Genomic DNA, 23,381 nt, shown 5'->3' on the forward strand with positions numbered 1-23,381 from the left:
AACCAAATTCCAATGTGATCCTCAGCTTTACAGACAGTTAACATGATAAAAAGGCAAGATATACCATGATACCAACATGATACTTCCTATTGGTGGAGCTTTTCTGTAGTAAATGAAGTACCTGCCTTATTATTATAATAAAATGAAATAACTCTTCGAAATCATTGACGTACCTAAAATCCTTTTGCTCAACTGGAAAGAAGTCCGAAGATCTGTGTGTGACGTGGCCTCAATTTCCCGATGTTCATCTGGATTAACCTTATCCCAGTTTGCTTTTAACAAAGCGGATATACATAAAAATATATAAGCTAAATTAAAGTAAAACAGCTTTTCACCTATAAATTACTTTTAACTCTATCGCCAAATGACAAGCAACCTAGTCACTAATTTAAATGAATCAGGATTTTCTCCTGATCGCTCGCTTCCACCATGGCAGCTGCACTTCCTCGTGGTATCCATAGGAGTTAGTTCCGTAGCCGTAGCCATAACCGTAACCATACCCATAGCCATACCCCTTATCAATGTGCACATCGTTTAGAATTCCATAAATCTTGGACACCCCGCCTTTTTCTACCAGATTATTCAAAATCTGTGAATTACCCTTCATAGAATACCCTTGGCGGAATACGAAAAAGCTGATATCAGCAAAACCAAAAAGTTCCTTAGTCTCAGAAACTAAGCCTACTGGCGGGCAATCAAAAATCACTACATCATACGCTTCCTTGATCTCTTTCATGATTTGCCCAAACTTATCCTGCAAGAGCAATTCTGCCGGGTTTGGCGGTATTGGTCCGGATAGGATCACGTCCATATCCTTGTGCCCGGTACTTTTTACCACATCTTGCCAAGGAGTATCCGTACTCAAACAAGTGCTCATCCCCTTGTCATTTGCAAGCCCAAAATCCTCAGCAATTTTTGGTTTGCGAAGATCTAGCCCTATCAAGATTGTCTTTTTGCCCATAAGGGCATACACAGAGGCTACGTTAATGGACACAAAAGTCTTTCCTTCTCCAGATATAGAAGAAGTGAAAAGAATGGTGAGTTTTTCCCTATTTGGACTCAAGTAGGTCATATCTGCCCGAAGGGACCTAAAGGATTCCGTCACTGTAGATCTAGGATTATTCAAAACAGGGATGGCATCTTCGGAATTATTTCTTCCTATCATGCCAATCAATGGAACCTTAATCTGGTTTTCCAACTCTTTAGGATCCTCAATTTTTGTATTCAAGAAATCCTTGATGGTAATAAAGCCAATTGGCAAAATCAGCCCTAAGATTAGACCAATAAGTAGATTTAAAGATCTCTTAGGTGCCACAGGTGTTTGACTAGCTTTAGCAAAATCCAACACTGAGTTCTTTGGCATATTGGCCGCCTTGGTGATCTCAGCCTCAGCTTTTTTCTGCAACAAATAGATATAGATATTTTCGTTGATGGTAAACTGACGCTGAATGCTTATCAAATTACGCTCAGTTTCTGGCAAAGAATTAATATCAATATCAAGCATGCGAATCTGACCGTTGAGATCAGAGATCAAGTTATTGGTATTAGCTAAGGCTGAATTTACGTTTTCTTGTAATTGTCTCTTTGTACTCTGAATCCTGGTGGCATTCTCTCGCACCGAAGGATCCAATTCAGTGAAGTTAGCAGAAAGCCTCTCTTGCTGCGCTTGCAACTCACTGTAGGCCTGAACCAGGGAATTCAACAGAGGATCAGTCACTCCTACTACCGAAGGAGCCATCATCTCCCCTCTTTGGTCTGACAATAAATAATCTCTGAGAGTCTGATAATACTTTAAATTGATTTCAGCTTGCCCTTTTTCCTTCTCCAATTCCTGCAAGCGCTCAAAAATCACAGCTCCTTCTTCGGATAGATTGAAAACTTTATTTTCAGTTCTATATTCTTGAAGCTTATTTTCCGAAAACCTAAGGGAATCAGAAATCCCGGAAAGCTGCTCATTAATAAATTTAACGGTGTTTTCCGAGGCTCTATTTTTTTCATCAAGTTCACGCGCCAGATAGACCTCCATGATCTTATTGATGTAATCTTCGCCTAGTCTTCTTACTGGAGTTTCTAAGCTCAAGGTCAAAATAGAAGCCTGCTTATTTATTGGCGAGACAGCTAACTCTTCTTTGTATTTCAACGCCAGAGAAGGCGTATCCACTAGATTAAATAGAATTACATCACCTGACAGGGAGGCTATTTGATTAATGGTAAAAGAAAAATTCTCGCCTTTGACCTCCTGACCAAAGCTATAAATGGATTTAGGAAGAGACAGTGATGCCTCAGGTAAGGTTTTGTAATAAGGGTCTTTAGGATTGAAGATCCTGAACTCATCATTTTCAACACTCAATTCAAAGGAATCTTCGTCTATGACTTCAATTCTAAATTTACCACCTACTAGCTGAGTCTCCTTCCAATTAACCGCCACCATTACTGGGAGCTTGTCATAGATTTGGGTCGTAGAGACAAAACCCTCTTTGTAGTATTGTACATTCAGGTTCAAATCAGTGACTGCCTCTTCTGCCAGAGAAAATGATTTCAAAATTCCAATCTCATTCTCTATGTTACTTTTTCCCTGAAGCATCCCTAGGCCTGAAGATTCGAATAAATCCGTACCTAAGCTGGGTTTATCATCAACCACGAGAATGCTAGACTCAACTTTAAATACATTCGTTGCATATCTATTGAAAAGAAAAGCTCCGAGTACTCCAATAAACATGCAAGCAAGGATCAGCACCCAATACTGCAAGTAGTTGAATAAAAGGACTTTCAGATCAATCTCATCCTCCTTTTGTACCATAAATGGGTTCTGCCCAGAATTAGAAGGATTTGGGGTATTCGGGTACATAAAATCTTATTTGAGTAAATTAAGGATGAGTGCTACAGAAGATATTCCTGCAAAAACCAAGGCTAAAGTCTGAGCTGTGTTTTCACCTGTACCAGTTTCTCTGACCTTCATAGGTTCAACATACAACTGATCGTTAGGCTGAATAAAGTAGAACGGTGAGGCCACAATCTGTCTATCCAATAGATTAATTCTATGCAATCTTGTTCCTTCAGGATACTGTCTGATCAATAACACCTCGTCTCTTTTCGCCACTGTAGTTAAATCTCCAGCATTGGCAATTGCCTCAAAAATGGTCATTCTATCTTGTAAGACAGTGAATTTGCCAGGTCGTCTAAACTCACCTATTGCCGAATATCTTACTCCACCTAGTTTGACCTTTACAAATAATTCGCTCTTCACGAATTTTCTCATGTTCTCTTCTATGGTGACTCGGACCTCTTCCAGCGTTTTATCTTTTACCTGAACATCTCCTACTTTGGGAAGGCGGATATTTCCTTGCTGATCTACCGAGAAACCAGTCATGTAATAGATATCTCCACCACTTTGAGCAGAAACATTCCCCATATTGGCATTAGCTTGGACTGGCCTACTGTTGTATCCGAATTCAATCAAATCATCTACGGTTTGGATATTTACATCTATGATATCGTTGTACTGAAGCTTGTATTCCGGGATTTCGTAGCTGATCAAATCTCCATCCGCAATCGGCTGATTTCCCTCCAAATTCTGTAAGTAGATGATTTTCTCATTTGAAATACAGCCGAACGCCGTAAAAAATATCAGGGAAAACGAAAAACCTTTCAGCAACTTCCTCATATATGTTTTTTTAGTATATCTCTTCAAAATCTGCGCAAACTTAAACATTTAACCTTAAAATGTTGAGCATTTTATCAATTTGACAATAAACATCGTATTTATTGCGAATTTGACGTTTATTCACTTCTTATTATGAAGGTATTCTCTCGCTTTTTCCAAATCCTCTATGGTGTCTATAGCAATAGCTTGGTGGACAGTTTCTACCATTCTGATTCTATAGCCATTTTCTAATAAGCGGAGCTGTTCGAGCATTTCTATTGCCTCTAACTGGCTTTTGGGAAGGCTGGTGTAGTCATGAAGGACATTTTTGCGATAGGCATAGACGCCGATGTGCTTCCAGTAGGTGACTTCCTGCACAGACTCACGGTTGTAAGGTAACTTCGATCTGGAAAAATAAAGCGCGTCACCCCATAGATCAGTTACTACCTTCACCGCATTGGGATTTTCAGCCTCCTCAGAGGATATTTTGGTTTTGAGGGAAGCTACATCTACTCTAGGATCCTTGAATACTGAAACTAAATCCCTCAATGATTTCTCGTCCTGAAATGGCTCGTCGCCCTGCACATTCACGATGATATCCACATCCACCAATTCCATCGCTTCAGCTATCCTATCAGATCCACTCTCGTGTTCCTTCTGACTGACAAAGACCTTACCACCTATAGATTCTATTTGTTGCTTAATTTCCGGATGATCTGTCACCACCCATACTTCGTCAAAAACCCCGGTTTGAAGGGTACTCAGATAAGTACGCTGAATCACTGATTTACCACCTAACTCCTGAACAAGCTTGGAAGGTAATCTCGTAGATGCATATCTAGCAGGTATTAATGCAGCAATCGTAAGCATAGCTAAACTATAATCGTTTTTTCGTCTTCAATTGGATTGGCCTTTAATTCACCAATCTACAAATTTATAAATGTCTTCATCTCAAGTCTCTCAAACTTCCAACTACTTCACTTTAAACAGTTTGCCTAATTTTTCAAAGATATTTCGCTGGCTTTTCTTGATCTTCTTTTTCTTATTCTCCAAGTCATCTCCGTAGTAATTGTACATGTATTTATTGTTCTGAGAATACAAGTAGGTATTTCCGTAGCCATAGTTATAGCCTTCGTAGTGATAACCAGAATTGACTATTCCGTTGAAAACTCCATATACATTTTTGACCTGTTTGTTATTGAAAAGGTCATTGATCATCACCAAGTGGTCCTTAACTGTGTAATTCTGCCTCACTACGTAGAGATTAATATCAAAAAGACGCATCAAGTCAATCGTCTCTGATACTAATCCCATAGGCGGCGTATCGAATACAACCACATCAAAGCGCGATTGCAGGTAATCCAAAAACTCAGTGAGCCTGGGAGTCTGCAATAACTCTGCTGGATTTGGTGGAATAACTCCAGATGGGACAAACCATAAATTCTCATGAGTTGACGGCATGACAATCTCCTCAGCTTCTATTTTACCTATCAAATAAGTAGATAAACCTACTCTATCCGTCTCACCGAAGTAGGACGCTAGCTTGGGACGTCTCAAATCACCGCCCACCACAACGGTTTTCTTAGAACTCAGAGCCATGGCAGAAGCAAGGTTCAGAGAGGTAAATGTTTTCCCTTCTCCCGACACGGAAGAAGTCACCAAAATCATTTTGGTCTGTTTCCCACTGGCCAAGTAGGTAATAGCCGAACGCAGCGATCTAAAGGATTCTGCTACGGCAGATTTAGGGAAATCTAGGACTACCTTATTGGTTTCTTTCAGACTATACCCAACTATACCTAGCTGGGGAATCATGAAATGCTTTTTCAAATCACGCTGATCCTTGATCGTTTCGTCGAAAATATCTCGAACTACCACAAAACCAAATGGAAGTAAAAACCCGAGAACTATCGCTAATCCATAATTCTGCTGCTTCTTAGGAAAGATCAGGGTTCCACGTCTAGCCGCATCCAAGATAGCATTGTCAGACACGTTGGAAGCCATCGCTATTCCAGCTTCTGCCCTTTTCTCAAGCAAATAAGTATAAAGCGATTCTCTCAACTTGAATTCTCTGAAAATCCCTGAATACTCTGATTCGGATTCAGGAAGTGTAGCAAATTCCGCATCATACACACGGATATCCTGCTGAATACTCGCTTTTCTCTGCTTTGTGTTTTCGATCAAATTGACTACGTTTTCGAAAAGTGCATCCTGCACTTTCTCCATCTGCACGTCAATTTTAATAACCTCTGGATGGTTCTCATTTACCGTCGCCAAAAGCTTTCTCCTGTCCTGCGAAAGTGTCACCAAGGTTTGAATCAGCCCATTAAGTAAGGGATCTGGAATACCGATGACAGATGGTGCTATCACATCAGAAAAATCCTTGCTCTTTTGCACCATGTACGCGCGAATCTGCTCGAAATAATCCAGTTGATAATCTATCTCAGCATTCATCTCATCGAGCGTATTCATTTTGCCAAGAATATTGGAAAATTCTGCGGAGACATCGAGAAGCTTGTTTCTAACTTTGAAATCCTGCAATTCTCTCTCTTTTTGCTGTAGAGAATCTTCCAGCAACCCAAGCTGATCCTCGATAAATGCCAGGGTGTTTTCCTGAATTTTATTCTTCTCATTCAAATCAAACCCAATGTAAGACTCCATCAGGGCATTGATGTAGTCTCTTCCTTTCTCTACTACAGTGGTGGTAGTACTCAGGCGAAGGACGGAGCTGTACTCGTTTTGTAAATTCACCTGAACAGATTTTGCATAGGAATCTTCCAAGGCGTTTGGATTACGTAGCCTAAATACCACTTGCTCATTTGTTCTGCCCGGATTGACTAGATGAACCGTAAATTTCGACCTGGCTGTTTCAATTGGCTCTCCAAATTCATAGGTTTTATCGTAGATAGATTCATCTCCAGCTGCCACTGCTGAGTTGAAATCCATAAAACCTACCTCTTCTTTGGCTAGCCTAAATGTATTTGCAGAGAGAATTTCTAACTGTACCGGCACTCCCTCCATCTGTATATGGCTCCAATCTACCTCCACCCGGATGGGCGAACGGTCATACAATTCAATTGCTTTGATATTGGTCTTGGCATAATACTCAACGTCAAAATGAAGCTTTTTCAAGGCTTCACGTGCTAATCCCTTGGATTTAAGTCGTAGGATATCATTCTCCAGATTTATGCCTGTAGAGAAAATATTCGATCTATCCAGAATACGTGCCTCCGGGGATGTATTCGTCTTGATCATCATAGATCCAGACACCTCGTATTCATCCACGGTATAGCGGTGAAACAAAAAAGTAAGGATCAAAAACAAAGTAATAAACAGCACATACCAAGGCCAATATCGAATGTATTTGGCGATCACATACCTGATCTCCAGCGCTTTCTCTTCGTTATCTAACTGGCTTAAGTCTAACTTCTCCATATCAACTAATTACCCGTCACCAAATTAATAATTAATAGCGTGGAAGCTAGTAAACCTGCAATAAGCGCCAAGGAAGCCGTCAAGTTATCTGCATTACCAAATTGCCTGATTTTCATTGGTTCGATGTACAGGATATCATTAGGCTGAATGAAATAGAACGGACTAGCCAGTAAGGATCTATCGTTCAAATTGATCTGATGAAGTTTGGTGCCTCCATCGTATTGGCGGATGATGAATAGCTTATTTTTCTTTCCCAAAAGGGTTGTTTCTCCAGAATTAGCCAGAGCATCAAAGATTGTAGCTCTATTCTTATAGATGATACTCACGCCCACGGAATTGAATTCACCTAGGGTGGTATATCGGATTCCTGCGATTCTCAACTTGACGTATATCTCTTCTTTGAAAAATTTGTTGATCTCTTCCTGCACTTTATCCTTCGCATCTTCCTCAGTCATTCCAGCTATTTTTACTTTCCCTAGTTTCGGAATTTCCACATCTCCTTTTTGATCGATAGAATACCCTCTAAAATACAAAGGGTCAGAACCTGCACCGCCGCCGCCGCCTCCCATTCCTCCCATATTTTGAGAGTACTGGAAAGAAAACGCTTCTATCAACTCAGGATCATTCGTAGCAAAATCTATCTCTACTATATCATAAGGCTGCAAAATATATTCGTAATCTACCTCTGCATAGGGGATAAATTCTTCCAGTTCTATGGGTGTCTTATCAGGTAAGTTTTGTAAGTAGGTGATTCGCTTATTGCTGATACAGCTCGTCGCAAAGACCACAATACTTACAATAAAAAGGATTTTCTTCATTCTGGAAGCGTAAAGTTAGCTCGGGTCAAATATATAAAAATACTTTAGTACCAAGAGTACCAATCTACTGGAAGCTGGAAAACAGTAACTTCCTAGTTGCCCTGCTATTTTTTCAATAAAAACCCAGCAAAACCTCGGCAACCAACAACCTCCACCTCCCTGTAAAAAATTCTTCCTACCTTCAACCTATGCAAATCAGACAGGCTACCAACGACGATTTACCCGCTATAATCAACTTATTGAAGGCATCTCTGGGGGAAAGTTTGACTCCAAAGTCTGAAGAACTATGGACTTGGAAACATCAGACAAACCCATTTGGAAAATCACCCATGCTGCTGGCAGAAGACAATGGTTTTCTCTGTGGTGTGCGTGTATTTTTGAGATGGGAATTCCGACATGGGGAAAAAGTTATTCCAGCCTGCAGGGCAGTTGACACAGCTATTCACCCGCAACATCAAGGCAAAGGCCTTTTCAAAAACCTAACTCTCTCCCTCGCAGAAAAGCTAAAGGAGGACGGCGTGGCGCTGATCTACAACACCCCCAATGCTCAAAGTATGCCAGGATACCTGAAAATGGATTGGCAAAAGTGGGGGAAACTTCCGCTTAAAATGTACTTCAACCTACACTTGGGTAAAAGCAAAAATCAATCTCCTTTAAGCGATTGGTCAAGCCTAACTACACTTTTGGCCAAGATAGAAAATGACAAATTTAGCGCTGATGAAATCCGGACAAACCTAGCACCTGGCTATCTTCGCTGGCGCTACGTGGACTGCCCCCTTTTTCCATACCATTTTATCAGCGATGGAGAAACCTACCTCCTAATCTATAGAATCAAAAATGGGAAAATTGGAAAAGAGCTCAGAATAGTAGATTTCTTTCAGCTTTCCAGCTTCGGAGAAAATGAAAAACTGCAACTGAATATCCGATTAAAAACTATTCAGAAAAACGAAGGCGTGCGATTCACTTCCTTTTCAGGGCTGCAAGTCAAAAACACACTGCCCATCGAGCTAGGTCATTTGCCAGTGATGTCGGTAGGTCCCGAGGTCACGCTTCGCAAATTGGCCACACAAGAAAATGTCCTGAGTATGCCTTGGGCCTGGAGTTTGGGGGACTTGGAGGTTTTCTAGAATTGATTCTGAAAGCTAACTATCCAGGTAGGCAAGAATGAAGAGTTAAAAAAATGATTAACTAGAAGGATTCTACCTTGAATATAATATTAAAGATACATGCCTATTAATTGATGACCGACTAGGTAGGGTAATATGCTAGGAAGAGTGAATTTTTATAATAGCCATCAAACGTTAGTAAAATAGCCGTTTTACATTTGTGTAATTGACTGGAAGTATAGGCAAAATGGGGTACTCTAGACTACTCGGGGTAGATAAAAAAAAGAATTAATTAACATGCAAGGAAAGAAAATCATACAGTCAGCCGCGATATTTGGAGCGTTTGCAGTGGGAATAGGGGCATTTGGCGCCCATGGTCTAAAAGATATTTTAATCGAAACGGGCAGAACAGAGACTTTCGAAACGGCAGTCATGTACCATTTCTATCATGCACTCGCACTTTTTCTGATCGGAATTCTAGCTTTGGTCAGGCCCACCTGGAAAAAACTCAGCGCCGCTGCGCTTTTGCTCATGCTTGGAATTCTTATTTTCTCTGGATCACTTTATATCCTTTCCCTCACAGGAATCACATGGCTGGGTGCTATTACTCCTCTTGGTGGACTAGCCTTCATAGCAGGATGGATTTTACTTTTTCTAGCCGCTTCCACCTCTAAAGATTTATGAGAAAATTCAGTTTGCTATTTATTATAAGCATAGTACTGTGCAGTGCTTCCTTTGCGCAGCTCAGTAGGGATCAATTTGCCAAACTGGAATCTGCACTGGGTGAATCTAGTTTTTTCGACGGACATCTCACCGGGTTTATGCTCTATGATCTGGATGAGCAGATGATTTTGTTTGAGAAAAACAGCCATCAGCGATTTATCCCTGCATCCACCACCAAGCTTTTCACGCTTTTTTCCTCCTTGGTAGTTTTAGGCGATAGCACGCAGACTCTACGCTATGTACGAGAAGGAAATTCGATCAAAATCTGGGGCTCAGGTGATCCTACCTGGAACTACAAGAAGTTTGACCAGCCAAACATCGCTCAGCTTATCGCGCCTTTCGAGCAAGTCATTTTTTCTGACGCAAATATGATGTCGCCGGCATTTGGCTATGGCTGGCAGTGGGATGATTACTATTATAATTATTCGGCTGAACGAACTTCCTTGCCCATCTATGGCAATCTCGTACAGGTAAAAAAAGTGGGAAATGCTCCGTCAGTTTTTCCTGAGAGTTTTCAATCCATGGTTTTCCCCACTCAGCGAACAATCCGAGAATTGGAGCGGGATTTTCACAGCAACAGATTCTATTACAACCCCAACAACTTCAGAGCACGGGAAGAATTTATCCCCTTTATCTATACTCCTGAGCTTTTTGTGGACCTTGCGACAGCGGCCACAGGCAAAAAATGGAGTTACCAGCCTGATAGCTTGCCCGCAACTCATGAGATTCTAATGGGAACTCCCGTTTTTCCTATACTAAAGGAAATGATGCTGGAAAGCGACAATTTCCTGGCAGAGCAACTCATGCTGATGGTTTCGGATCGGCTGTTTCAACGCTTGGATACGGAGCGAGCAATTGAATATATGCTCAAAACCTACCTCTACGACCTACCGGACGAACCCCAGTGGGTGGATGGATCGGGACTAAGCCGACATGATTTGTTTACACCAAGAACGATGGTGGCTCTTTTTGAGAAAATCTATCGAATGATACCAGATCAGCAACTGTTCGAGCTTTTGCCTACTGGCGGAAAAACTGGCACCCTGGAAACCAGCTACCAAGCTGAGCAACCTTACATTTTTGCAAAAACCGGAACCATGAGTAACAATCATAGTCTGGTAGGTTTGATCAAAGGGAAAAGTGGTAAGCTGTATTGCTTTGCGTTTATGAATTCCAACTATCCTCAAAAAGCTTCGGAGGTACGAAGGGAAATGGAAAAAGTAATGCTGATGCTGCGGGACATGATTTGATAGTTAGTGAATGTTAGGAAAAACTATAAAGTAGTATGATTATCCGCTATAATGCCAGTCACCTTGTATTCCTTGCTTACCTGGTTGGAAGACCGATGACCGAAGCGGCCTCAATTCTAAAGTTTAACATTTGCTACATTGCTTATTCCACCTTACTGGTAGAAAAGCGGATAATCATATTCATTTATCAACAACATGAGATTTGCAGCAATCGCATTAATTAGCTTACTCTACTCTACTGCTTCTTTGGCTCAGCAAAATGAGGCAGAAGAGGCGATACGCCTATCCTGTATTGAAAGCAATTTTGCTAGCAATGGAATAGATTTACTTCCAAAATTAGACAGTATAGAAAGCTACCTCATCCAAACGGGACAATTAGCCGATGATTCTGGAGAAGCTTATTATTCTTTCTTTAAGGAGGTAGGAAGTTCAAGGGATCATTTCACCATTTTACCGGATGAAATGACAAAAATTTTCCTCAATATAACTCCTGCTGATTACTACACAGGCTGTCAATCGAACTTTAACAGGGGTGACACTACACTAGTGATCAACGAATTAGAGTCTGAACTACAGCAAATCTATTCCCAAAACTCTTCGTTTCATGCAGATCAGATCGCGCTAATGTTTACTACATTACTTAAACCGAAGGACTTTGACCGACCCTACCTTAAAACCCTGACCTTGCTTTTTATTGCCAATACCAGCCTTCAAGAAACATCCTCACTGCTAAACCAGATCATACAAAAGGAGGATGGACAAGAGCCTTGTATCTTTCATTCTATTCAGCTCACCTCTACCAACAAATGGCTTTTGAATGAAGTAGAAATCACTGAAGAAAACCTGCTCAACTCCCTGAAAACCTTACTGACTCAAAACCCAGCTACCTTTTGCATTTACCTAACCTACTCAAGTCAATCTTCCTACGCTACCTATTCTTCATTCAACAATAAAATCACTCAGATGTATATGGAGGAAAAAGAAAAAACATCTACCGAGCTTTTTAAAAAAACCTATAAAAATCTAAGCCTGTCGCAACGCATCACCATTGAAAAATCACTACCTGTGAGAATGAGAACTGAAATGATTGATTAGCGTTCGCTTTGAATCAGGGACCTATTTCTCACGGGTTTACTGGCTGTAAGAAACCTGGGGTTTGAATCTTCGAAAGATATTTTTCCCCTACCTGAAACAAATCATAAAACTTTTTTTTAAAAATCTGTAAGGAATTTATCACCTCATGGTCTAAAGGATAAAACAACATAAACCATGAAAAAAACACTAGTTCTTTACTGCCTCTTTTTGGGAATAGTTTCTTCCTCTTTTTCCCAATCCTCTTTCCAAGTCAAAGTATCCGGCTCAGGTCCCGCTATCCTATTGATACCAGGATTGGCATCCTCAGGTGAAGTCTGGAATGAAACTATCGCCGAATTAAGCAAAACCAACGAATGCCATGTGTTGACCTTAGCGGGATTTGCGGGCCAGCCTGCCATCGACCTGAGTGCTGGATTTCTCCCAAAAATGAAAGTGGACATAGCCGAATATCTGGAAGAAATCAATAAACCGGTCACGCTCATTGGTCATAGCCTCGGCGGTTTTCTATCTTTACAGTTGGCCAATGAATATCCTAGCCTGATCTCCAAAGCAGTAATTATCGACTCCTACCCCTTTTATTCAGCAGGCATGAATCCGGCTGCCACTGCGGAGATGATGGTACCTATGGCTAAACAGACCAAAACTATGCTCTTGAATGCGAGCAACGAGGATTTTGAAAAGCAACAAGAAGCCGGTATGTCAATGATGACCGCTACGCAGTCCCGCGTTCCTCAGTTGGTGGACTGGTCTATGAAAAGTGACCGCGCTACGTTTGCAGAAGTATTATACGAATTGATGACGACAGACTACCGCTCTAATCTGGCCACACTCAACACTCCAACTCTCGTGCTGGGCGCTTGGTATTCAGCAAAAGATTACGGGCTGACGGCTGAGTCTGTCAAAGCCAACTTCCAACTGCAGTACAAGTTCGCTTCTAATGTGCAGGTAGAAATGGCGCCCACAGCCTATCACTTCATCATGTGGGACAATCCGGAGTGGTTTATGGCTCAAATCCAGAACTTCCTCAAATGAAACCAACCAAGGAACTCGCCTTCGAAAACCTGTACAAATCCCATAAAGACAAGATCTTCCGACTTTGCTTGGGATTTGTAAAGGATCGGGATTTGGCTCACGACCTATTTCAGGAGATTCTGATCAAACTCTGGAAGCATCTCGACAGCTTTCGAAGCGAAAGTGATATCAGTACATGGATCTACCGAGTGGCTTACAATACGGCTATTTCCTTTTCTGCAAAGGAAAAAAGGCAACCCATGAATACGGAGCTACCAGACGGACTAGATCTGGTAGATCCAGAAAATAGCAGTCATGAAAAGGAACTACAACTTCAAAAACTCTACGAAGCTATCAACAGCCTGACAGAAACGGATCGTGTCATAGCCATGCTTCTTTTAGAAAACACCCCCTATAAAACTATCGCGGATGTCACAGGTATCACCGAAAACTATGTGGCCGTAAAAGTCAATCGCATCAAAGCAACCCTCACTCAAAAACTCAATCCTCATGGAAAATAACTTCGAAGACATTCAGAAACTTTGGCAAGATCAGCAGCCTGTAAATTTTGACCTCAAGGACCTGATCGCAGGAATGAAAAAAACTGAGGCCAAACAACGAAGGGAGCTTTGGTTCATGGCTATCATCACGCCGCTAACAATAGGGTTTCTCTTTTGGTCTATGCCTTGGAGAGAAAGTCTGGGGATAGAAATCAGCTTGTACATCATCGCCATTGCTATGATTTGGGTAGTAGGACTAGCGATCAGATCCAAAATCTCCAGCAATGACTCCAGTGAGCGATTCACCAATTCCGAGTATTTGAAAACTCAAATCAAAAAGTTGAACTATCGCTACCAAATCGCCAAAAAGCACATGTATGGATATACCGTTTTGCTTTTGATCGCGCTCAATATTTCCTATTTCGTCTTGCTGGAGCCTCTGGAGACTTTCACTAGAATTGGGATACACCTAGCGCTCACACTTGCTATAGCCACGTTTATGCACTGGCAAATGAAAAAAAGAGTCAAGAAATATGACCGAGAACTGAAGCCTATGATCGAGCAGATGAAAGCCATGCTAGCTAACTAATTTGAATCAACTAGATTTTATGTTTATCCGCTATTCTAGCAATAAAGAGCCGAAAGTAACCTAGGAAATATCAACCTTAAGAATTGAGGTCGCTTTGTTCACCAGTCTTCGGTTTTCCGCCCTGATTGGAAAAAGAATTTAATTTGGCTGTATTCTTAGCATATAACCGTAAATTTTGATGAGACTTTTTGCTAATAACTGATTTTCAACTATTTTACTTGACAGTTTAAATTAGTATTTGTTTCACTTAGTTACTTAAAACCAAACAACATGAGAATAATCAATTGGAAATTCACTCGCACATCGGGAAGTTGGGGTCTAGCATTAGCCCTCGGCTTATTGTTCTCCGCATGTAGCGAAATGCAAACAGAACCCGTCAGCTCGAGCTCCTCCGATCTAGAGGCAGAGATTCTCCAGGCTACACCAAACCCAAACCTCATCAATCTCGAGGGCTTTATCACCACTTCTTTCGGTGATGAAGGTCAAATCGACGAGTCCAGTAGAGGTTTGCCTTCTGCCAAAGCTAGATTCAACATCGAACTGCGCTACATCACTCCTCCTACAGATCGTCAGAGAGAAGTGTTCCAAGATGCAGTGGACAGATGGGAGCGAATTATCATCGGTGACGAACCGAATTTCACAGGGGTAGATATCCCTTCTTCATTTCCAGGAGGAGGACTATTAGTCACTGCTGATCAAGTGCTGGATGATATAATCATCGAAGTAAATCTTACAGAGATCGACGGTCCCGGTAGAATTTTGGGACGTGCAGGACCAAGATTTATCCGGCTACCAGAAGCAACTACTATCACTGGTCTTATGGAGTTTGACGTAGCAGACTTGGCAGGTTTGGATGAAGCCGATCTATTTGAAGAAGTGATTATTCACGAGATGGGCCACGTTCTGGGCATTGGTACTTTGTGGCAAAGAAAAGGATTATTAGTAATTGACTCTTTTGAGCAAGCGGTGGATCCAGATTACCTAGGACGCTTTGGAAATTTATTCTGGAAAACTGAAGGTGGAAATGGTTTACTTCCAATAGAAGGTGCATTCTTTGATGCAAATGGAAATCCATTTACACGCCCTGGAACATCTTATGGACATTGGGATGAAGATCTTTTGGATAATGAACTGATGACAGGTTTTCTAAATGGTGGAGTAGAAAATCCCCTTAGTAGAATCACTGCAGGATCTGTACGAGACTTGGGTTATAGGTCAGCAAATGTAGGTGAGCGATACGACTTACCTAGCCAAAATGCCCGTACGTCAAGGATGTCTGAAAATGGAATCAATATAGCCGAGGGCGAAGAGCTGCTTCTACCGATAGGTACTGTGACTGCTAAGAAAAAATAACACTAACGCTTTCTAATCAAATGCCCGATTCCTTAACTGGATCGGGCATTTTTATTTCCTGAGGTGTAGAAATTCGGCTCAAAAAACTAACCCTTCCCCCTACTCCTTTGCTTTTTAAAAATCCAAAACTGGAGATATTCCAGGCAACTTTACGGTAAATCTGAATCGATTTCTTTTGAGCAATGATTGCCAAAATAAAAATCCCTTATTTTCACAGTTTAAAATCAACCTCCTTTCCCATGCAAAAACGCGCTTTCCTCAAATCTTTAGGACTACTATCCGCATCTTTTCCCTTACTTTCTTTTGATACTGCACACGCAGCTTTTGACGCCAAAACACTTTTGCCGAAGGCCATCAAAAAAGGTGACACGGTGGGACTGATAGCTCCTTCAGCAGCTGTGGCGGATAGAATGCAGTTTACGTTTGCACAGGAAGCATTGGAGGCCTTGGGCTTTAAGGTTAAGTTGGGAGAAAATCTCAAAAACAGATACGGACATTTGGCTGGAACAGATGCTGAACGCGCGGCCGATCTAAACGAAATGTTTGCAAATAACGAAGTGAAGGCGATTGTGAGTATTCGTGGCGGTTCGGGAGCTGCGAGAATATTGCCGCTGATCGATTACAAAAACATCGCTAAAAACCCCAAACCATTGCTCGGCTATTCGGACATCACCGCCTTGCATTGTGCGATTCATGCGCAAACTGGCCTGATCACATTCCATGGACCCATGGGCTCCGGAGGCTGGAATAGCTTCAATGTAGCGCAATTTGAGAAGGTCTTTTTCGACCAGGAGAAAATGACTTACGAAAACATACACCCAGAAAGTGATGATTTGGTAGTCAAGCCCAATCGGATTCAAACCCTCACGAGCGGAACTGCGGAAGGAAAAATTCTAGGCGGAAATCTGACCGTATTGACCGCTATCTCAGGTTCTCCCTATTATCCCGACTTCAAAGACGCCATCCTGTTTATTGAAGATATAGGAGAAGATCCTTACAAAATAGACCGGATGATGAGCACCTTAAAATTGAATGGAACACTGGACCAGATCAAAGGCTTTATTTTTGGGCAATGTTCTGATTGCGAGCCAGGTGGAGGTTACGGATCGCTTACCTTGGATCAGGTGTTGGACGATTATATTTTGCCTTTAAATATTCCTGCCTACTCTGGCGCGATGATTGGTCATATTTCTAAGCAATTCATCCTACCGGTAGGTGCGAAAGTTGCAATGGATGCGGACAAAGGAACCATTTCCCTGCTTAGCTCCGTATTTCAGTAGTAAAGGAACCTTATGAAAATCTTCTATTTACCAGTATTAATTCTCGGGATGCTCGCTTGCAACAGCTCAAAGAATATGCTCCCCGACGATTCAACTTCTACGATGACTAAAAATACTACCGGCACTTCTGATCAACTCACCTATTTGGCACTGGGCGACAGCTACACTATCGGCGAAGGTGTCAGCGAAGAAGGGCGATATCCCAGCCAACTGGTCACTAAGCTAAATGCAGAAACTACTAATACCTGGGCTGCGCCAAAAGTCATAGCACGCACGGGTTGGACTGTAGATGAACTGGAGCAAGGTATTAACAAAGAGGAAATTGACGGCAAAACATACGACTTGGTGACCTTGCTCATCGGAGTGAATAATCAATACAGGGGTCGTTCGGTGACAGATTTTGAAAAGGAATTTGAAGCAATGCTGAAGCGCGCAATCAGCTTCGCCGGCAATGACACGAATCATGTCGTCGTCATTTCAATTCCGGATTGGGGAGTTACTCCTTTTGCGCAAGCCCAAAATAGAGATGCATCAAAAGTCGCTAAAGAGATCAATGCCTATAACAGGGCTTGCAAAACTATAAGTGAAAATCACGATGTCACGTACATCGACATCACCGAGCAGTACAGAAAATCAGGCGCTGAACTCGAGATGCTTGCCGCAGATGGCCTTCATCCTAGTGCCAAAATGTACACGCTCTGGACAGATAAACTTGTTAAACACATTGAGCCAGTTTTTAAATAATCTTCTATGACTATGAAAACAATCCTATTTCTATTAATCAGCACAGTACTCGGGGCAGTAGCTTGTGAATCCCAATCGGATAACAACACAGAAACCTGGTGGATCAATTCTTCAAAAGTTGCCTGTACAGGGGTTGGGCCTATGTCTTGTCTCCAGATTCAAAAAAGCGAAGAACTAGATCCTGATGGAGCTTGGGAGCTTTTCTATAGTGATATCAAGGGCTTTGACTATGAGCCTGGTAACATCTACCAAATCAAATTAAAAGTCACAGACAGAGCGGAGCCCACTCCAGCGGATGCTTCTTCTAAGGTCTATGAATTAGTAGAAGTCATGAGCAAAAAAGCTGATCCCGCCTTGCGCTTGACCAACATCTGGAAATTGACGCAAGTAGGTGAAATCCAAAACCCAACAGGATTCAGATCCGAAGCAGCCTTGACATTTGAGTTTGACGCATCTATGAAAACCTACGTAGGAAACATGGGCTGTAATTCTGTACGAGGAGAAATCAAGGAAAATGACGGCCAAAAGCTACTTCTCGGCCCTGGAGCAACTACTATGAAGGCATGTCCGGACATGGCCGTGGAGCAAGCTATTTCCCAAGCTTTGATCGACACCCGAGGATATAAAGTGGAAAACAACCAACTTTACCTAATGAATGAGGCAGGCCAAACACTGATGACCTTCCAAGCTGTAGATTAATTATTTGTATGAAAATCATTTGCATCGGCCGAAACTACGCGGCTCACATAGAAGAACTGAAAAATGAGATTCCGGGAAATCCTGTCGTTTTTCTCAAGCCTGACACCGCACTACTGAAAGATGGCGCGCCTTTTTTCTACCCGGATTTCTCCAAAAACATTCATCACGAAGCTGAACTCGTGTTGAAAATATCAAAACAGGGAAAGTACATTGAGAAGAAATTTGCGCATCGGTATTATGATCAAATCGGCCTGGGGATAGACTTCACGGCTCGTGACCTTCAAGATCAATGCAAGTCCAAAGGTCTTCCCTGGGAGATTGCTAAGGGTTTTAATGGCGCCGCACCTATCGGCGGATTCAAATCTGTAGATGATTTCGAAGATTTGAAAAACATAGATTTCCACCTTACAATCAATGGTGAATTGAGACAAAAAGGCAACACCTCCTTGATGTTATTTGAATTTGGAACGATCATCGAGTACGTCTCGCAATTTTTTATGCTGAAAACAGGAGACTTGATTTACACCGGAACTCCGTCAGGCGTGGGACCAGTGCAAATCGGCGACAGATTAGAAGGATTTATTGGAAGTGAAAAGTTGTTGGATTTTGAAGTTAAGTAAACTAGCCTACGCATTCGTATTTCTTGGACTGTTCAGCACCCTTGAGCTAGGTGCTCAGGAAGTGAATAAAAACTATTTCAAGAATCCGATTAATCCTGGAACTCGGAATTACCTCTCGGGTAATTTCTCTGAACTAAGACCAAACCATTTTCATACAGGATTGGATTTCAAAACAGGCGGTCAGGAAGGTGTGCCTGTTTTGGCTGCTGCAGATGGCTGGGTTCATCGCATCAAAATCACCTCATTTGGCTATGGTAATGTCATCTACCTGAAGCATCCCAACGGTATGATCACGCTATATGGTCACCTGCGCAACTTCAACAAAGAGCTCAGTGACTACATGCGCCAGAAAATGTACGATGCAAAAGTCAATGAATTAGAGCTGTACCCCGAGCCAGGTCAATTTCCTGTCATGCAAGGTCAACGAATCGCCGACAGTGGGAATACAGGCGGGTCGGGAGGACCACATTTGCATTTTGAAATCCGCGATAGTCTGGATCGAGCGATGGATCCCCTCCTATTTGGTTTCGCAGAAATTCTAGATAAAACCGCTCCAGTTCCTCAAACTATAGCGATTGTCCCATTGGATATTGATTCTCGGGTGAATGGGAAATTTGCCAGACTGGAAGTTACCCCCGTAGCCAGTGGATCGAATTATCGCCTTCCCAATGAAATCAAAATCACCGGTAAAGTAGGAATAGAAGTCCGCAGCTATGATCAGCTAGATGGGGCGAGCAATCAAAACGGCTCACCGGTATTCAAGCTAGCGGATGAAAGTGGCACTTTTTTCACTCAAACAGTGGATAAAGTTGACTTCAATTATACTCGTCAATTCCTGCTGTACACCCACCAAAATCGCTTCACAAAGCTTTATTTCCAAAAGAACTTAAAGTTTGATTTCATCACACCCAAGTCAGAGCATGCCGGGCATTTGGAACTTGAAATCGGTGCAAAAAAGACCTATAAGCTATCGCTAATCGATGCCTATGGAAATGAGCGGCAAGTCAGCTTTACGCTCCATGGTCAGGATCTGGAGTCAACTGTCAATGACGGTGCTGCCCCCTCCAAAGCTTCTTTGGATTACCTTAATAACATCCTAAAAATTAAGGCTCCAGTCTCTCCGAAAGGCGGATTGGCTAAATTCCAAGTTGGCTCACATGCTTTCGAGATGCTACCTGCCTACCAGGATGCCAATAGTCGCACCTATCTTTGGGATATGGAATTTGGTATTCCAGAGTCTATAGACATCTGCACCGAAGTGATCCGCCCGGGTATTAATGCCCTGATTCCTGCGGGAAAACAGATTTCCTATTCAGACAAACATGTGCAGATCAACTTTGACAAAGAAACTGTTCTGGATGACTTGTACCTACGGGTATCCCAGTCCGGATCTATCACCGCGCCAAAGCTAACGCTGAACAGCAGCCGCGACTATCTATGGAATCCAGCAACTATCCTCTGGGAAGTACCGGGCTACTCCGGAAACAAAAATCGCGCACACGCATATTATACTTCCGGGGGCGCCAAGTCATTTTTGGGAGGCAAGTGGCAAGGTGACACGCTCAATTTCGGATCAAGAAGCATGGGCGAAATCTCCATTTTGGAAGACAACACCAAGCCTACCATTCAGGTGATCAAGGTAAATTCGGCTGATTTACGATTTGTCATCCGCGACAACTTGTCCGGAATAGACAGCTACGAAGCCTATGTCAATGGCAAATGGGTACTCATGCGCTACGAGTACAAACAAGCAGTGATTTGGTCGGAGAAGCTCACCAATGAACCGTTCAAAGGCGAAGTTTTATTAAAAGTTACCGATAAAGCTGGCAATACTGCTGAATACAAAGGAACGATTGGTTAAATTAGGCGGCTTAAGTAAACCAAAGTGAAATCAGCTACTCTCTGGAATAAACATAGAGAAAACTTCCAAAGCTAGATTTCAAACGATCAACAAATTAGATACTCATGGAACTAGAAGTAGGCCAGATGGCCCCAGATTTTGAAGCGAAAATTGAGACAGGAGAGACGGTCAAACTTTCTGACTATCGAGGAAAAAAAGTAGTTCTCTATTTCTACCCTAAAGACAATACACCTGGATGTACAGCCCAGGCTTGCAATCTGAGAGACAATTACGAAGCGTTGCAAAAGGCTGGCTATGTTGTGTTCGGAGTGAGCTCGGACGCTGAAAAATCGCACATTAAATTCAAAGAAAAACAAGAACTGCCCTTCTCATTGATTGCTGATACCGATTTAAAAGTTCACGAAGCTTTTGGTACTTGGCAGGAAAAGTCAATGTATGGCAGAAAATACATGGGTACAGTTCGTACCACTTTTGTGATCGATGAGTCAGGTAAAATCTCTGAAATCATCGACAAAGTAAAAACAAAAGATCACACAGCTCAAATCCTAAATTAAACCTATCCGTAATGGAAAAACAAACAATCGAACAGCTCGAAAGTACAGCATCTCAGGTACGTAGAGACATTCTTCGCATGGTGCATGCGGTACAGTCAGGACACCCTGGCGCCTCATTGGGTTGTACAGAATTCTTCGTAGCGCTGTACTTCAATCAACTGAATCACAACTCAGATTTTAAAATGGAAGGAAAAGGAGAAGATTTATTTTTCCTTTCCAATGGGCATATCTCACCTGTTTGGTACGCAGCATTGGCTAGATCAGGGTACTTCTCTCCGGAGGAAATGAACACCTTCAGAAAGCTAAACTCCAGACTTCAGGGTCACCCGGCAACTGAAGAAGGTCTTCCAGGAATTAGAATTGCTTCCGGATCTTTAGGACAAGGCTTGTCTGTGGCTATTGGCGCAGCGCAGGCTAAAAAAATTGATGGCGATGACAGCACAGTCTATGTCTTGATGGGCGATGGCGAACAGGAAGAAGGTCAAGTATGGGAAGCAGCTATGTATGCAGCACACTGGAAAGTTGACAATCTAATCGCTACAATTGACCTAAACAGACAGCAGATCGACGGACCTACGGAAGAAATCATGGACTTGATTGACCTTAGAGCTAAATATGAGTCTTTTGGATGGGAAGTGATTGACACCTTGCAGGGCAACGACATGAAGTCTGTCATAGAAGGGCTAGAGAAAGCTAAGAGTCTTTGTGGAAAAGGTAAGCCAGTGATGAATCTACTTCATACTGAAATGGGCTACGGTGTTGACTTCATGGTAGGAACGCACAAGTGGCATGGAATCGCTCCTAGTGATGAGCAACTTGCAGACGCGCTGGGGCAGCTACCAGAAACTATAGGTGATTATTAATCAAGCCTATTTTTAGACCACTTACTTAATAGAAAACATGGAAAAGACTTTGGATTTAAAATTCAACTATACAGAAAAAAAAGATACACGCTCTGGATTCGGTGATGGCTTCCTAGAAGCAGGACGAAGAAACCCAAACGTGGTAGGACTTTGTGCCGATTTGATCGGTTCATTGAAAATGGGAGCCTTTCAGAAGGAATTCCCAGAAAGGTTCTTTCAGACAGGAATTGCAGAAGCCAACATGATGGGTATAGCCGCAGGCTTATCTATCAACGGAAAAATCCCTTTCACGGGCACTTTCGCCAACTTCTCGACTGGCCGAGTATATGATCAGATTCGTCAGTCCATCGCCTATTCTGGCAAAAACGTGAAAATATGCGCCTCTCACGCTGGTTTGACCTTAGGAGAAGACGGCGCAACCCACCAGATCCTAGAAGATGTGGGCATGATGAAAATGCTCCCGCACATGACCGTGATCAATCCTTGCGATTATAATCAGACCAAAGCAGCCACCATCGCAATTGCAGATTACGAAGGGCCAGTTTACCTGAGATTTGGACGTCCATCTTGGCCTATTTTCACTGATCCTGCCCAGAAGTTTGAGATAGGAAAAGCTTGGAAAATGATCGAAGGAACCGATGTAACTATTTTTGCTACTGGCCATTTGGTCTGGGAAGCAGTGGTAGCTGAAGCTATTTTGCGAAGCGAAGGTATCTCTGCTGAAGTGATCAATATCCACACGATCAAGCCATTAGACGAAGAAGCGATTCTAGATTCTGTAGCCAAAACAGGATGTGCAGTAGCTGCCGAAGAACACCAATACAACGGTGGACTAGGTGATAGCGTAGCACAGACTTTGGCTAGAAATAATCCGGCTCCGATGGAGTATGTGGGTGTCAATGACAGCTTTGGCGAGTCAGGAACTCCGACTGAGCTACTTGAAAAATACGGATTGAACGCCGCAAATATCGTGGCGGCTGCCAAGAAAGTATTGGCTAGAAAGTAACTAGAGATACACAGAAACTACGGCTACTTCGGTCGCCAGCTGAATGAACAAAGGAGTTTTAAGTATTTGCCAAGAATGCGGATTATCATACTCCTTAATTTGACAAACAGCTGTTTCTGGTATTGAATCTTATCATACATAAAACCACAGCTTCGAAAGGGGCAGTGGTTTTTTACTTTCAAAAGTCTTTTCTAAAACCCAAAAAAAACTCAACTGCATTTTTTGGCAGGTCAA

21 protein-coding genes are annotated in these 23,381 nt (G+C 42.3%); 16 read left to right on the forward strand and 5 right to left on the reverse strand.

Features of this window, described 5'->3' with window-relative positions:
• Positions 1-397: 397 nt before the first annotated feature.
• The 5 genes from ABJH64_RS12195 to ABJH64_RS12215 form a co-directional block, all read right to left on the reverse strand.
• Positions 398-2,848 (reverse strand): polysaccharide biosynthesis tyrosine autokinase, encoded by a 2,451-nt coding sequence (locus ABJH64_RS12195; RefSeq protein ID WP_348275829.1) that lies wholly within the window; start codon positions 2,846-2,848, stop codon positions 398-400.
• 6 nt (positions 2,849-2,854) lie between these two features.
• Entirely contained in the window at positions 2,855-3,664 is an 810-nt protein-coding gene (locus ABJH64_RS12200; protein WP_348275830.1) for a polysaccharide biosynthesis/export family protein, read from the reverse strand.
• 120 nt (positions 3,665-3,784) lie between these two features.
• On the reverse strand, positions 3,785-4,513 hold the full coding sequence (kdsB, locus tag ABJH64_RS12205; RefSeq protein WP_348275831.1) for a 3-deoxy-manno-octulosonate cytidylyltransferase: 729 nt from the start codon (positions 4,511-4,513) through the stop codon (positions 3,785-3,787).
• A 102-nt stretch (positions 4,514-4,615) separates the two neighbouring features.
• On the reverse strand, positions 4,616-7,075 hold the full coding sequence (locus tag ABJH64_RS12210) for a polysaccharide biosynthesis tyrosine autokinase (protein WP_348275832.1): 2,460 nt from the start codon (positions 7,073-7,075) through the stop codon (positions 4,616-4,618).
• Positions 7,076-7,080: 5 nt separating this feature from the next.
• The gene (locus ABJH64_RS12215) at positions 7,081-7,893 is read right to left on the reverse strand and encodes a polysaccharide biosynthesis/export family protein (protein ID WP_348275833.1); all 813 of its coding nucleotides are present in this window, start codon (positions 7,891-7,893) and stop codon (positions 7,081-7,083) included.
• A 188-nt stretch (positions 7,894-8,081) separates the two neighbouring features.
• Between ABJH64_RS12215 and ABJH64_RS12220 the strand changes: the two genes are divergently transcribed.
• From ABJH64_RS12220 to ABJH64_RS12295, 16 genes are all read left to right on the forward strand, one after another.
• Positions 8,082-9,020, forward strand: a complete 939-nt coding sequence (locus ABJH64_RS12220; RefSeq protein ID WP_348275834.1) for a GNAT family N-acetyltransferase — start codon at positions 8,082-8,084, stop codon at positions 9,018-9,020.
• 276 nt (positions 9,021-9,296) lie between these two features.
• A complete protein-coding gene (locus ABJH64_RS12225) occupies positions 9,297-9,683 on the forward strand; it encodes a DUF423 domain-containing protein (RefSeq protein ID WP_348275835.1) in 387 nt (128 codons plus the stop codon).
• On the forward strand, positions 9,680-10,972 hold the full coding sequence (locus tag ABJH64_RS12230) for a D-alanyl-D-alanine carboxypeptidase (protein WP_348275836.1): 1,293 nt from the start codon (positions 9,680-9,682) through the stop codon (positions 10,970-10,972). Before ABJH64_RS12225 ends, ABJH64_RS12230 begins: the two co-directional genes overlap by 4 nt.
• A 195-nt stretch (positions 10,973-11,167) precedes the next feature.
• Positions 11,168-12,067 (forward strand): hypothetical protein, encoded by a 900-nt coding sequence (locus ABJH64_RS12235; RefSeq protein ID WP_348275837.1) that lies wholly within the window; start codon positions 11,168-11,170, stop codon positions 12,065-12,067.
• A 174-nt stretch (positions 12,068-12,241) separates the two neighbouring features.
• Positions 12,242-13,099, forward strand: a complete 858-nt coding sequence (locus ABJH64_RS12240; RefSeq protein ID WP_348299606.1) for an alpha/beta hydrolase — start codon at positions 12,242-12,244, stop codon at positions 13,097-13,099.
• Positions 13,096-13,599, forward strand: a complete 504-nt coding sequence (locus ABJH64_RS12245; protein WP_348276288.1) for a sigma-70 family RNA polymerase sigma factor — start codon at positions 13,096-13,098, stop codon at positions 13,597-13,599. Before ABJH64_RS12240 ends, ABJH64_RS12245 begins: the two co-directional genes overlap by 4 nt.
• The gene (locus tag ABJH64_RS12250; RefSeq protein WP_348276289.1) at positions 13,589-14,167 is read left to right on the forward strand and encodes a hypothetical protein; all 579 of its coding nucleotides are present in this window, start codon (positions 13,589-13,591) and stop codon (positions 14,165-14,167) included. The genes ABJH64_RS12245 and ABJH64_RS12250 overlap by 11 nt, the downstream gene beginning before the upstream one ends.
• Positions 14,168-14,437: 270 nt before the next feature.
• Positions 14,438-15,520 carry a hypothetical protein gene (locus ABJH64_RS12255; protein WP_348276290.1) on the forward strand — a complete coding sequence of 361 codons (1,083 nt, stop codon included), beginning with the start codon at positions 14,438-14,440 and terminating at the stop codon, positions 15,518-15,520.
• Positions 15,521-15,759: 239 nt separating this feature from the next.
• Positions 15,760-16,800 (forward strand): LD-carboxypeptidase, encoded by a 1,041-nt coding sequence (locus tag ABJH64_RS12260; RefSeq protein ID WP_348276291.1) that lies wholly within the window; start codon positions 15,760-15,762, stop codon positions 16,798-16,800.
• A gap of 12 nt (positions 16,801-16,812) precedes the next feature.
• Positions 16,813-17,544: an SGNH/GDSL hydrolase family protein gene (locus ABJH64_RS12265; RefSeq protein ID WP_348276292.1), complete on the forward strand. Its 732-nt coding sequence runs from the start codon at positions 16,813-16,815 to the stop codon at positions 17,542-17,544.
• A 12-nt stretch (positions 17,545-17,556) separates the two neighbouring features.
• The gene (locus ABJH64_RS12270) at positions 17,557-18,243 is read left to right on the forward strand and encodes a DUF4377 domain-containing protein (protein ID WP_348276293.1); all 687 of its coding nucleotides are present in this window, start codon (positions 17,557-17,559) and stop codon (positions 18,241-18,243) included.
• A gap of 8 nt (positions 18,244-18,251) precedes the next feature.
• Positions 18,252-18,863 (forward strand): fumarylacetoacetate hydrolase family protein, encoded by a 612-nt coding sequence (locus tag ABJH64_RS12275; protein ID WP_348276294.1) that lies wholly within the window; start codon positions 18,252-18,254, stop codon positions 18,861-18,863.
• Positions 18,850-20,724, forward strand: a complete 1,875-nt coding sequence (locus ABJH64_RS12280) for a M23 family metallopeptidase (RefSeq protein WP_348276295.1) — start codon at positions 18,850-18,852, stop codon at positions 20,722-20,724. Before ABJH64_RS12275 ends, ABJH64_RS12280 begins: the two co-directional genes overlap by 14 nt.
• A gap of 104 nt (positions 20,725-20,828) precedes the next feature.
• Complete coding sequence (gene bcp / locus ABJH64_RS12285) at positions 20,829-21,278, forward strand: thioredoxin-dependent thiol peroxidase (RefSeq protein WP_348276296.1); 450 nt, start codon at positions 20,829-20,831, stop codon at positions 21,276-21,278.
• Positions 21,279-21,289: 11 nt separating this feature from the next.
• Entirely contained in the window at positions 21,290-22,141 is an 852-nt protein-coding gene (locus ABJH64_RS12290; protein WP_348276297.1) for a transketolase, read from the forward strand.
• A 37-nt stretch (positions 22,142-22,178) separates the two neighbouring features.
• Positions 22,179-23,147, forward strand: a complete 969-nt coding sequence (locus ABJH64_RS12295; RefSeq protein ID WP_348276298.1) for a transketolase C-terminal domain-containing protein — start codon at positions 22,179-22,181, stop codon at positions 23,145-23,147.
• Positions 23,148-23,381 lie beyond the last annotated feature (234 nt).

Source organism: Algoriphagus sp. (genome assembly GCF_039969895.1).
Lineage (GTDB): Bacteria > Bacteroidota > Bacteroidia > Cytophagales > Cyclobacteriaceae > Algoriphagus.